Genomic DNA, 11741 nt, shown 5'->3' with positions numbered 1-11741 from the left:
GGTCACACGGCACCCAGCCCCAGGCGCTCCACCGTGCGCTTCTCGGCGGCATAGGCTTCGCGCATGCTGCGGCCGTAGTCGGCGCTGTCGAGGTAGGCGACCTCCTGGTCGTACCGGGCCAGCTCGGCAACATGGCGGGGATCGAACAGCGCGGTCTTGAAGGCCGCGTGCAGACGTTGCACGATCGCGCCGGGCATGCCACACGGCCCGGCCAGTCCATAGGGCGACGTCGCGACGATTCCGTGGCCGAGTTCGCTCATGGTGGGCACGTCGGGCCATCGCCTGGATCGGCTCGCGCCAAAGACGGCCAGCATGCGCAAACCGCCCGAGTCGACATACGGCGCAAAGCCATTGGCGTTGACGCCCGCCATCACCTGCCCGGACGAGAGGGCGATCATCTGCTCGGCCGCGCCCTTGTAGGGCACATGAATGAAGCTCAGGCCATTCCTGGCGAACAGCGCGTCGAGCACGACGTGCGGCGTGGTGCCCACGCCGTTGGTCGCGATGCTCAGCCGACCCGGGTGCGCCGCGGCATAGGCCAGCAGTTCCGCCACGCTGCGCACCGGACTTGCCGCAGGCACCAGCAGCCCGAACGTCACGCCGCTCACCTGCAGGATGGGCGTGGTGTCACGGATCGGGTCCCACGCAACCTTCTGCGTGAACGGCGCGCGGAACACCGGTTGCGGCATCTGCGCGAGGGTGTAGCCATCGGCCGGAGACTGTTGAAGGATCGGCATCGCCAGCGTGCCGCCGGCGCCGCCGCGGTTCTCGATGACGATGCGCTGGCCGAGTTGGCGGCCCGCCAGTTCCGCCAGCAGGCGCAGGGTGATGTCGGTACCGCCGCCCGCGCTCCACGGCACCCAGAGCACCAGGGGGTGCTGCGGGAACGCGTCTCCTTCTCCCGCCTGCGATCGAGCCCACGGTGCGGCCCCGAGCGCTGCCATCGAAGCCCCGGCGCAAAGCAGGCCGCGACGCGTGGTCATGCGTTCCCCTGCTGCAGCCAGCCGCACTGCACCGCCTGGCTCAGGAAGCCCACCACGTCGTCGTGCAAGGGCGCGTGCGCGAAGGCCACCTCCAGCTCCGCGACGATCTCGTCCACGGTGCGCCGGCCGTCGCAGCGCTGCAGGATCTCGGCGGCCGGAGCATTCAGCCGCACCATGCCTTCGGGGTAAAGCAGGATCCAGCTGTCGTGCGTCGGCTCGAACTGCATCCGGTACAGCGTCGACATGCGGGGGCGCGCGTCTGGCGTGATCACAGCCTGATCTCCAAGCCGTCGCCGGCGCGTGGGCCCGTGCACGGGCCTCGACGGCCATCCTCTTGCGGAAGGCAGAAACGGCCGCCGGGTCCGTGCTCGGTGATTTTCATGTTCCAGCGTTCCGCAAATCGCATGCCCGTGGCGCCATGGCGCAACGCCTGCGAAAAGACTCAGGGATTGCCCTGATGCCGAACGCTCCAGCCTGCCCGCAGCGCACAGCTGGCGACAGGCAGTGTTCCAGTCTGGTACAGCGCCGTGCGACGGCGGGACAGGAATGTCCCCTGGAGCGGGGTCAGGCCGGGCTTGCGGGACACGCCCGCACGATTCACTTTCCCCAGCGGAGCTTGCGGTAGATCGTGTTTCGACTGATGCCCAGGCGCTTCGACGCGACCGAGATGTTTCCATTGGCAGCGGCGAGCGCATTGCGGATCAAGTCCACTTCCGCCTCGCCCAGCGTGCGAGGCACCGCCGGTTCGGCATTTGCCTGCGGGTGCGGCGGGATGGGCGCCACCGCGCTGGCATCCGGCATCGTCTGCGCATGCACGGGCGCAACGCTGGACCCGGTTCGGGCCACGGGATCGGCGGCAGGTGCCACGGCACTGCGCACGGACTGCACATCCTCCAGGAAATCGTCGGAAAGATGTTGCTCCGCGATCTGGCCTTCGCCCGCGGCCATGACCGCAGCGGTGCGCAAGACGTTCGCCAACTGGCGCACGTTGCCCGGCCAGGCGTAGGCCTTGAAAAGCGACATCACCTGCGGATCGATGTCCGGGGTGGCATGCGGACATTCGGCCAGCAGGATGCGGCGCGCCACCACGTCGAGGTCGCAACGCTCGCGCAGCGCGGGCAGCTTCACCACCAGACCGTTCAGGCGGTAGTACAGGTCCTCGCGGAACGTGCCAGCATCGATCATGTCGCGCAGCTTGCGGTGCGTCGCGCCGATCACCGCGATGTCCACCGGAATCGACTTCAGGCTGCCGAGCGGGGTCACGTTGCGCTCCTGCAGCACGCGCAGCAGGCGGGCCTGCAGGGCCAGCGGCATGTCGCCGATCTCGTCGAGGAACAGGGTGCCGCCGTTGGCCTGCACGATGCGGCCGACCGCGCCCTTGCGCCGTGCGCCGGTGAACGCTCCGTCCTCGTAGCCGAACAGCTCGGCCTCGATCAGCGATTCGGGAATCGACGCACAGTTGACCGCCACGAACGGCTGCCTGGCACGGTTCGAATCCTGGTGCACCGCACGCGCCAGCAACTCCTTGCCGGTGCCCGTCTCTCCAAGGATCAGCAGCGGAATGTCGCGATTGATCACCCGCTGCACCTTCTGCACCAGCGCCGCGATCTGCGGGTCGCCGGTGTTGAGGTAATGCAGGCCCGAAAACAGGGTGCCATCCGCCGAATGGGCAGTGTCTCCGGCGAGCGAGCCCGTGCGCCTGCCGCTTTCCCCCCCGGCGGCGCGGCCATGCGCGACCCCATCGGCGGCGGTTTGAGAGAAACGCGCTTCGACGGGCATGGCGCGCTGCGGCCCGTCGAAGCGCGCATTGACATGGAACTTCCGCCCGCTGGACAGGCACAGCGCCATCGGCATGGGCAGCGGCATGCGGAAGTGGTCGAAGACGGCCGGCACTGTGGTTCCGAACAGGCTGGTCAGGCTGTGCATGCGAAGTGCGGCGCTGCTCATGTCAAGCTGGTCGAGCGCGCTGCGATTGGCACCCAGGATCTTCCCGTCCGCCCCGACCACGACGATGCCTTCGAGCAGCGTGCCGATGAACTCCACGCGGCTGTGGAAGTGCAGCCGCAGGCGGTTGCCGTAGTCGTCCGACAGCCACTGGTTCTCGATCATGCGGGCCGACATGCGCACCAGGCCCATCGTGTGCTGGTGGTAGGAGCGCTGGTCGCCGGTGACGTCGAGCACGCCGAGCATGTTTCCGCGCGGGTCGAAGATGGGCGCGGCCGAGCAGGTGAGGAAATCGTTGGCGTGGATGAAGTGCTCGCCGCCATGAACCACCGTGGGCGCCTCCTCGAACAGCGCCGTGCCGATGGCATTGGTGCCCTTGGAATGCTCCGCCCAGTTCACGCCGGGGGACAGCGCCACCTTGTCGGCGCGCTGCAGGAACTTGTCGTCGCCGACCGAGTGGAGGATGGTGCCCGACACGTCGGCCAGCACGATCATGCTTTCAGTGTCGACAATCTGTTCGAACAGCATTTCCATCACGGGCGCCGCATGGGTGAACAGCCGCTGGTTGCGCTCGCGCGCCACCGTGAGGTCGCTGCGCAGGAGGGGTTCGAAGTCGGGTCGCTCGATCCGGGTCAGCCCGAGCGCGGAGCAGCGTTGGTGCCATTGCTCGATCAGTTCGGTACGTTGCGGCTGCTGGGGGACCGGCAGCACTGCCGGCGTGGTCCATGTCCTGGGAATCGCCAGCGCGCGGTGGGTCTCAACCATTGATTAGTCTCCTCTGCTTCTGGACGAGCAGGTAGTCTGGTTCTCGAAACTTCGCCGCAGTGTTCCGTTCTGGTACACCGGGGATCGACGCTCTCTGTCACATGCGGGCCGGCCGTTGCAAAGGATGCCACACAGAGAGCAATTCACGCAATTTTTGTTCCCGCTTGCAACATCTTCGGCGTGGCATGGCGTTTGCGCTTTCGTCCGTGTGTTTACTTCCACATGAACGGAGACTGACGATGAACAACCTGAAGCGTCCGAGAGCACTGCGGGCCGGCGCCGTCCGGAAGATGGGCGTCCTGCTCGCCGCGGCGGCCTGCATAGGCGGCGCCACGCTGGCCTGGTCGCACGGCGACGTGACACCGCAAGCGGTGGACACTTCCGCGCTGGGGTCCCTGGGCAAGGACTGGAAACCCGAGAACCCTTACCGCGGCAATGCGTCGGCCATCAAGATCGGCACGTCCGCCTACAACCAGAATTGCGCGCGTTGCCACGGCATCGAGGCCATTTCCGGCGGCATTGCGCCCGACCTGCGCAAGATCGACAACGATTGCGCCGCACTGAAGGACGCCGCGAAGAAGACCGCCTGCGTCAAGGAAATGGACGACTACTTCCTGACCACCGTGCGCCACGGCCGCACGCGCAACGGCGCGGTGTACATGCCGCCGTTCGAGGGCACGATGAGCCAGGAGGCGATCTGGTCGATCAAGGCGTACCTGGAGACCCGCCGCGACAAGCCGATGTAGGAGCACCGCATGAATCACAAGAACCTGTCGCGCCGCGACTGCCTGCGCTGGCTCGGCGTCGCAAGCCTCGCGGGCGCGTCGCTGCCATCGGGCGCTGCCTCGCTGGCCCGCATTCGCGAGCGCGGGACGCTCATCGTGGCGCTCTACAAGGACATGCCGCCATTCCACGTCGCCGGCAAGGGCATCGATGTCGCCATCGCGCAGGCGCTGGCGGACTCGCTGGGCGTCAAGCTGTCGATGCTGCCCTTCAGCGCCGACGAGAACATGGGAGACGACCTGCGCAACATGGTCTGGCGCGGCCACTACCTGGGCTTCGGACCCGCCGACGTGTTGATGCACGTGCCGGTCGACAAGCCGCTCATCGACGACACGCCGCAAGCCAACATCTTCGCGCCGTACTACCGAGAGCGTGTCGTGCTGGCGCGGCAACTCGACCGGCTGCCGCAACTCGACACGCTCTCGGCATTGGGCGATGCCAAGGTCGCGGTGCCGGGGCAGACGCTGGCGGGCTGGCTCATGATCGGGGCAGAGGGCGGCGCCTATCGCAACCTGCTCAACACGCAATGGAAGGACGGCGCCGAAGCCGCACGCGCCTTGCAACGGGGCGAGGTGGCGGCCGCCGCAGGACTTGCGTCGGAAATGGAATCGGTGTTGCGCGGCGATGCGCGGTTCGCGATCGCGCCAATCCCGTCGCCGCGTGCCCAGCGAAACGGCTGGGCGGTGGGGTTGGCGGTGAAAAAGGACGCGACCGACCTGGCCCAGGCACTGCAAGCCGGAGTCAATGATCTGGTGAGCAGCGGCCGCATGCGCGAGATGTTCGACGGCGCCAACGTCGCCTGGCAAACGCCCTGAACGCCACAGGGGCCGGCTAGGGCCGGCCCTGCGCCACCAGCGCTTGCCACTCCGCGTCGTCGTACAGGCGCGATCGCGTGAGGAAGCGCAATCCGGTCGGACGTTCCAGTGAAAACATCCCGCCGTTGCCCGGCACCGCGTCGATGATCAGGTGCGTGTGCTCCCAGTACTCGAACTGCTATCGGCTCATGTAGAACGGCGTCTGCGCAATCTCGCCCAGGCAGATGTCGGCATCGCCTGTGATGAACTCGCCCAGCGCAAAGCACATCGGCGCGCTGCCATCGCAGCAGCCACCCGACTGATGGAACATCAACGGGCCATGCTCCGCGCGCAGGCGCTCGATGAGCGCCTGCGCCGCCGCCGTGACGGACACGCGGCTCACAACGACCGGAGCCGTTTCAAGGGCTGGCGCGTCGGACGGCATGCCGGTCTCGATCAGAAGAAGCCCAGCTTGTTCGGGCTGTAGCTCACCAGCAGATTCTTGGTCTGCTGGTAGTGATCGAGCATCATCTTGTGGTTCTCGCGGCCGATGCCCGACTGCTTGTAGCCACCGAAGGCGGCGTGCGCCGGATACTGGTGGTAGCAGTTGGTCCACACCCGGCCAGCCTGGATGCCGCGGCCCATGCGGAAGGCGCGTGCGCTATCGCGGCTCCACACGCCGGCGCCGAGGCCATAGAGCGTGTCGTTGGCGATCTCCAGCGCCTCTTCCTCGGTCTTGAAGGTCGTTACCGACAGCACCGGCCCGAAGATCTCTTCCTGGAAGATGCGCATCTTGTTGTGGCCCTTGAACACCGTCGGCTTGATGTAGTAGCCGCAAGCCAGTTCGCCGTTCTTCTTGTTGCGCTCGCCGCCGGTCAGGCACTGCGCACCTTCCTGCTTGCCGAGGTCGATGTACGAAAGGATCTTCTCCATCTGCTCCTGCGAGGCCTGGGCGCCGAGCATGGTGGCGGTGTCGAGCGGATGGCCTTGCGTGATGGCCTCGACACGCTGGATCGCGCGCTCCATGAAGCGGTCGTAGATCGATTCCTGGATCAGCGCACGGCTCGGACAGGTGCACACCTCGCCCTGGTTCAGCGCGAACATCGTGAAGCCCTCGAGCGCCTTGTCGAAGAAGGCGTCGTCGGCCGCGAGTACGTCCTCGAAGAAGATGTTGGGCGACTTGCCCCCGAGCTCCAGCGTCACAGGGATCAGGTTCTGGCTCGCGTACTGCGAGATCAGGCGGCCCGTTGTGGTCTCGCCGGTGAAGGCGATCTTGGCGATGCGCGGGCTCGACGCCAGCGGCTTGCCGCATTCGAGGCCGAAGCCGTTGACGACATTCAGCACGCCGGCGGGCAGCAGGTCGCCGATGATCTCCATCAACACGAGGATGGACGCGGGTGTCTGCTCGGCCGGCTTCAGCACGATGCAGTTGCCGGCCGCCAGCGCGGGCGCCAATTTCCACACCGCCATCAGGATCGGGAAGTTCCAGGGAATGATCTGGCCCACGACGCCGAGCGGCTCATGGAAGTGGTACGCATAGGTCTCGTGGTCGATCTCGCTGATGCCGCCTTCCTGTGCGCGCACGCACGCGGCGAAGTAGCGAAAGTGATCGATGGCCAGCGGCATGTCGGCGGCCATCGTCTCGCGCAGCGGCTTGCCGTTGTCGAGCGTCTCGGCCACGGCGAGCGTCTGCAGGTTCTGCTCCATGCGATCGGCGATCTTCAGCAGGATGTTGGCGCGCTCGGTGGTCGAGGTGCGGCCCCATGCGGCCTTGGCCTTGTGCGCGGCATCGAGGGCGGCCTCGATGTCTTTCGCATTGGAGCGCGGGATGCTCGTGAAGGCCTGGCCCGTGACCGGCGTCAGGTTGTCGAAGTACTGCCCGTCGATCGGCGCGACCCACTGGCCGCCGATGTAGTTGCCGTATTGCTTCTTGAAAGGGTTCGCAACGCCGAGGTTGCGCATTTCAGCCATGTCCATGAATTCATCTCCGTTGAAGTTGAGGAAGGAATCGCATGAACTGATTCGCAATCGGTGGGCCAACCCATGCCATCGTGTGCCAGCACGCGCAAGTGGTTGTCGCCAAAAGGATTTGCAGCCGTCGTGCGCCGACGCCGCATGACAGTCATGGCGCCGATGCTGTGTCGAAACGGAGCAAGTGATGCAGATTGAATCAGCCGTCTTCGCCCGACGCCCGGTCCCTGGGGCGGTTCTCTTCAGTCGACCGTGACCCCGGCATCCTTGACGACGCTGGCCCACCGGGGCAGGTCGCTCCTGATCCTTGCGGCAAATTCCTCGGGTGTGCCCACGTAGGGTTCGCAACCGAGCATGGCCAGTTTCTCGCGCAGCTCGGGCGAGTTCAGCACCTTGGCCAAGTGCGCCTGCAACTGCGAGACGACCTCCTTCGGAGATCCGGCCGGCGCCAGCAGGCCGTACCAGGGCGTTGCGCCGAGGCCCTTGATCGTCTCGCCGATGGTTGGCACATCGGGCAGCAAGGACACGCGCCTTTCATTGACCACGCCCAGCACCTTGAGTTTCCTGGCCTTGATGAACGGCAGTGACGAGGGCAGGCTCTGCACGGATACCTGCACCTGCCCACCGACAAGATCGGTCACCGCCGCGGAGGCGCCCTTGTAGGGGACGTGCATCATCTGGATGCCGGCGGCCTTGCCCAGCATTTCCCCGAAGAGATGGTTGAGCGTGCCGTTGCCGGCCGACCCGATGGCGATCTTTCCGGGCTGGGCCTTGGCCGCCGCGATCAATTCGCCGACGTTGTTCGGTGGAAAGCTGTTGTTCGCAACCAGCACATAGCCTGCCGTCGCTACGGTCGCGATCGGCACGAAGTCCTTGATGGGATCAAAGCCCGTACTCTTGTAGAGCGCCGGATTGATGACGTATGCGCTGTCGACGGTCAGCAGCAGGGTGTAGCCGTCGGCCCTGGACTTCGCGGCGAACGCCGTGCCGATATTGCCGCCCGCGCCAGGGCGGTTGTCGATGATGAACGGCTGGCCGGTCGACTCCGCGAGTTTCTGAGCCACGATGCGTGCGATGGCATCGTTGGCACCACCCGCGACTTGCGGGACCACCACGGTCACGGCCTTGCCCGGATACTTGTCGTCCGCGACAGCGGGACAGGCCATGGCGGCCAGCAATGTCAGCGCCAGCGCGGCGAGGCGATCGAGCGTCATGTCGTGTCTCTGGTGTGGTTCTGGGCGGTCGGTAGCAGCAGCTACCGCGCGGAACAGGCGAGACCCAGGACCTGCCTGACATCGTCAGCGGTCAGGATGGGCCGGATGTTGTTCAGCGTGACTTGCGGGTGGTCGAGCGCTGGCTGGATGAAACCTTCGACCTGTTGCTCCGACAGGCCGAGGTCATCGAGCGTGGTGGGCATGTCGAGCCGAGTGAGCAATTCCGCGAGCACCTTGTGAAACGGACCGCTTCGTCCCAAAAGCTTGAGGACCCGATCGTGCTGCACCGTGGCGTACCCTTCGAGCCACTTCGCCTGCGCAAGCATCAGGACGCACGCAGCGTCGCTGTGCGCCACCGAGCCGAGCGGTCCGACGATGTGGACCATCCAATGGCTGAAGCCGTGCGGCACCGACATCTGGCCCATCCCCGTGTACCAGGTGGCGAGTTGGCAGTCGGTGAAGGCCTGGAGGTCGGAGTGATCTTTCAGCCTGGGAAGGTTGTCGACGTAGAGCTGAATCGCCTTCTCCGCGAGCAGGCTGGCGAGCGGATGGGGCGACGCCGAGCAAGCGGTGTTGATGGCATGGTCCAGGCCGCGTATGCCGGTCGAGAGGAGCAGACCGAGCGGCGTCTGCCTCAACAGTGTGGCGTCATAGATGACGCCGCGAGGCGCGCCTTCCGGCACGACGAAGCGGGCCTTCAGATGGGTCTCGTCGTCGATCGGCGTGCTGACAGGTGTCCACTCCGAGGTGGCCAGCGTCGTGGGAATCGCAATCTGCCGGATGAGGGGCCTCGCACGGGATGTCGAAAGCATCTCGGTGCCGTCATCGGACATCTTCATCTGGAGCTTCAGCAGGCCCGCACGATCGAACACATTCTCGGAGATGCACAACTGCATGGCCTTGCACATGTCCATCACCGAGCCTCCGCCGATCGCGACGATCACGTCCGCCTCGGCTTCCCTGGCGTGCAGGGCGGCCTTCAGGACATTGGCGAGCGGCGAGTGTTCCCCGACCTCGTCGGTGAGCCCGACGAACTTGTCGCCGATGGCCCCAGTGATCTTGCGGATGACATCGGTCCGGGTGTTCAACGTCCTGGAACAGACAAAGAAAGCGCGCCGGTATCCGAACCAGTTCATCAGGGCGGGAAGTGCTTCATGCGCGCTCACATCGTGCACGACCCGTTCGTGACCGGAGAAACGGTATCGGAAGCCCTTGTCTTCTGACGTGATCATTGCTTGTTCCCGTGTACTTCAGTGCCATCGGCGCGAGGGCCAGTTCGGAACGGATCGTCCCATCGCATGGCAAGAGGGTCAAAGCACTTTTTCGCAGCGATCGATTGAGAAAATCTCAAGTCACGGCATACCGACGTTCTGACTCAGGGACTAGCCAGGACGCCGCAGGCTGCTTCGCGACGTCATTGCGGTCCCGGCGCAATTCGATGGTCAGCGGTTGCCCCGATCTGCAGTCGACGAGAGTGGATTGCTTGCGCGAACGCACTCGAAGCTCAGCGCGCCGGCGGATGCTGCAGGCGTTGCCAGCCGATCACCGGCCAGTCGCTTCGTGCCTGGTCAGTGTCGCCGCCATAGACGACGCTGCCGCCTTCCAGCGCATTGGGGAAGGCAGCCGCGAAGCTGCGAAGGCCGCGAAAGTAATCGGGGTTCACCGTTGCGCCGGCCTTGATCTCCACGGCGCGGAGCTTCCGTCCCGAGGGAATCAGCAGGTCGACTTCGTTGCCTGTCGCGTCCCGGAAGAAGTACATCTGCGCTGACTCGCCCTGATTGAATCGGGTCTTGAGGGCTTCCATGATCACCAGGTTCTCGAACAAGCTGCCGAACAGCGGGTCGCGCGCCACCTGATCGGCGCTGCGCAAGCCCAGCAGCCAGCAGGCCAGACCCACATCGCAAAAGTACAGCTTGGGGCTCTTCACGAGCCGCTTCGACGTGTTGGTGAACCAGGGCGGCAGCACGTGCACGATGTAGCTTGTCTGGAGCAGGTCGAGCCACGCGCGGGCGGTGGCGTGCGAAACGCCAGCATCGTTGCCGAGACTCGTGAGATTGACCAGCTGACCGACGCGCCCGGCGCACAGCCGTACGAAGCGTTCGAAGCGCTGCAGGTCATGAACGGCAGCCAACTGGCGCAGGTCACGCTCCACGTAAGTGGTGAAGTAGTCGCCGAGCGCCTGCGAGGGGTCGAGGCCGCGGTCATGAATGCGCGGGTAGAAGCCCGTGAGCAGCGTTTGCGCCAGTGGCGGCACCGGATGCAGGCGAGCGACCTCGGCCAGGGAGAAGGGCAGCAGTCGCAACACGGCCGTGCGGCCGGCCAGCGACTGACTCACCTGGGACATGAGCTCGAACTGCTGGCTGCCCGTCAGGATGAATCGCCCCGGGGTCGGGTCGGCATCCACCATCGCCTGAAGGTAGGAGGGGATCTGCGGCGCACGCTGAATCTCGTCGACGATGGCGCCCCCTTCAATGCCCTTCAAGAAGCCGCGCGGATCTTCATCAGCGAAACGCCTCGTGTCGGGATCTTCGAGCGTCACGTAGGGCTTGTCGGGGAAGAGGCTGCGGCACAGCGTCGTCTTGCCACTCTGGCGCGGACCGGTCAGCGTCAAGACTGGATACTGGCGCGCCAGGTCGGCGGCGAGTGGCGCGACGTCGCGAGGAATCATGAAGGTCATTCTACCGAGCTCGTGCAAATTGAAGATTTGTTCTTGTATTTGCAGATACTCTGCCCTCCCCCGCCCTCCCCCGCCTTCGTCGACGGGTGTCGGAACCGGGCACCTGCCTTCAGGCAGCGGCACCGACCGCGCCGCGGTGATTGCCAATGCCGACCGCAGAAGGGGGGTGGTACGGCTCCGTGCCCGAGAGGCCGGCCACGAGCCGTCGGGCCTCGTCTCGACGTTGCCGGCGCGCCACTTGCGCTGAAAATTGAAACTGAAGGTTGCCCTGCAAGCATCACGCACGCCGCTGAAAAGTTGACCCGAACTCGCGGACAGCACATCCCGATGCAGGGGGATTTCTCTTGAAAATCAAGCCCCATTCCGTCCGCGAATGAGGGGTCAGGCCCCCTTGCATATACGCCGATTTGCGCTTCGCCCCATCTGTCTTTCGGCTTATTGGCGTCGATTGAAGCTGCCACCAACACTGGCCCCTTCAATTACTCCGTGAGGAGGGTTCCATGTTCGACCGACGCACCCTTGCAGCTTGCTGCGCGCTTGTCCTCCCGTATGGCGCCTGCCTTGCGCAGACCACCTTCGCAGCGGATCAGTACTACGACAACCGGTGGTA

Annotated in this window: 9 protein-coding genes and 1 pseudogene; 2 read left to right on the top strand and 8 right to left on the bottom strand. The window is 65.4% G+C overall.

The genetic code is table 11. From position 1 onward, the window contains the following. Positions 1-2: 2 nt before the first annotated feature. From QTH97_RS25585 to QTH97_RS25575, 3 genes are all read right to left on the bottom strand, one after another. A complete protein-coding gene (locus QTH97_RS25585) occupies positions 3-983 on the bottom strand; it encodes a tripartite tricarboxylate transporter substrate binding protein (protein WP_286571318.1) in 981 nt (326 codons plus the stop codon). After that, positions 980-1255, bottom strand: coding sequence for a pyrroloquinoline quinone biosynthesis peptide chaperone PqqD (pqqD, locus tag QTH97_RS25580; RefSeq protein WP_286571317.1), 276 nt, complete (start codon positions 1253-1255; stop codon positions 980-982). Before pqqD ends, QTH97_RS25585 begins: the two co-directional genes overlap by 4 nt. 325 nt (positions 1256-1580) lie before the next feature. Beyond that, the gene (locus QTH97_RS25575) at positions 1581-3692 is read right to left on the bottom strand and encodes a sigma-54-dependent Fis family transcriptional regulator (RefSeq protein WP_286571316.1); all 2112 of its coding nucleotides are present in this window, start codon (positions 3690-3692) and stop codon (positions 1581-1583) included. Positions 3693-3982: 290 nt separating this feature from the next. On the opposite strand from QTH97_RS25575, the gene pedF reads away from it, so the two are divergent. Beyond that, a complete protein-coding gene (pedF, locus tag QTH97_RS25570) occupies positions 3983-4438 on the top strand; it encodes a cytochrome c-550 PedF (protein WP_286571402.1) in 456 nt (151 codons plus the stop codon). Positions 4439-4447: 9 nt separating this feature from the next. After that, positions 4448-5290, top strand: coding sequence for a transporter substrate-binding domain-containing protein (locus QTH97_RS25565; RefSeq protein WP_286571315.1), 843 nt, complete (start codon positions 4448-4450; stop codon positions 5288-5290). Positions 5291-5306: 16 nt separating this feature from the next. On the opposite strand, the pseudogene QTH97_RS25560 reads toward QTH97_RS25565, so the two are convergent. The 5 genes and pseudogenes from QTH97_RS25560 to QTH97_RS25540 form a co-directional block, all read right to left on the bottom strand. Further along, positions 5307-5714 (bottom strand): annotated as a pseudogene (locus tag QTH97_RS25560) (DUF779 domain-containing protein). Between the two features lie 11 nt (positions 5715-5725). Continuing rightward, the gene (gene adh / locus QTH97_RS25555; RefSeq protein WP_286571314.1) at positions 5726-7246 is read right to left on the bottom strand and encodes an aldehyde dehydrogenase; all 1521 of its coding nucleotides are present in this window, start codon (positions 7244-7246) and stop codon (positions 5726-5728) included. A 236-nt stretch (positions 7247-7482) separates the two neighbouring features. Beyond that, on the bottom strand, positions 7483-8454 hold the full coding sequence (locus tag QTH97_RS25550; protein WP_286571313.1) for a Bug family tripartite tricarboxylate transporter substrate binding protein: 972 nt from the start codon (positions 8452-8454) through the stop codon (positions 7483-7485). A 41-nt stretch (positions 8455-8495) separates the two neighbouring features. Further along, positions 8496-9686 carry an iron-containing alcohol dehydrogenase gene (locus QTH97_RS25545; protein ID WP_286571312.1) on the bottom strand — a complete coding sequence of 397 codons (1191 nt, stop codon included), beginning with the start codon at positions 9684-9686 and terminating at the stop codon, positions 8496-8498. A 272-nt stretch (positions 9687-9958) separates the two neighbouring features. Continuing rightward, the gene (locus tag QTH97_RS25540) at positions 9959-11278 is read right to left on the bottom strand and encodes an ATP-binding protein (protein ID WP_286571311.1); all 1320 of its coding nucleotides are present in this window, start codon (positions 11276-11278) and stop codon (positions 9959-9961) included. Between the last annotated feature and the right edge of the window lie 463 nt (positions 11279-11741).

The sequence above is a fragment of the Variovorax gracilis genome, assembly GCF_030317115.1.
Lineage (GTDB): Bacteria > Pseudomonadota > Gammaproteobacteria > Burkholderiales > Burkholderiaceae_C > Variovorax > Variovorax gracilis.
This window is presented reverse-complemented; position numbering and strand designations above follow the sequence as displayed.

Bases quoted from the DNA above. Each gene is read 5' to 3' on its own strand.
- pedF (WP_286571402.1), top strand. From the start codon at position 3,983: ATGGGCGTCCTGCTCGCCGCGGCGGCCTGCATAGGCGGCGCCACGCTG.
- QTH97_RS25545 (WP_286571312.1), bottom strand. From the start codon at position 9,686: ATGATCACGTCAGAAGACAAGGGCTTCCGATACCGTTTCTCCGGTCAC.
- QTH97_RS25575 (WP_286571316.1), bottom strand. From the start codon at position 3,692: ATGGTTGAGACCCACCGCGCGCTGGCGATTCCCAGGACATGGACCACG.
- QTH97_RS25585 (WP_286571318.1), bottom strand. From the start codon at position 983: ATGACCACGCGTCGCGGCCTGCTTTGCGCCGGGGCTTCGATGGCAGCG.
- QTH97_RS25565 (WP_286571315.1), top strand. From the start codon at position 4,448: ATGAATCACAAGAACCTGTCGCGCCGCGACTGCCTGCGCTGGCTCGGC.
- adh (WP_286571314.1), bottom strand. From the start codon at position 7,246: ATGGACATGGCTGAAATGCGCAACCTCGGCGTTGCGAACCCTTTCAAG.
- QTH97_RS25550 (WP_286571313.1), bottom strand. From the start codon at position 8,454: ATGACGCTCGATCGCCTCGCCGCGCTGGCGCTGACATTGCTGGCCGCC.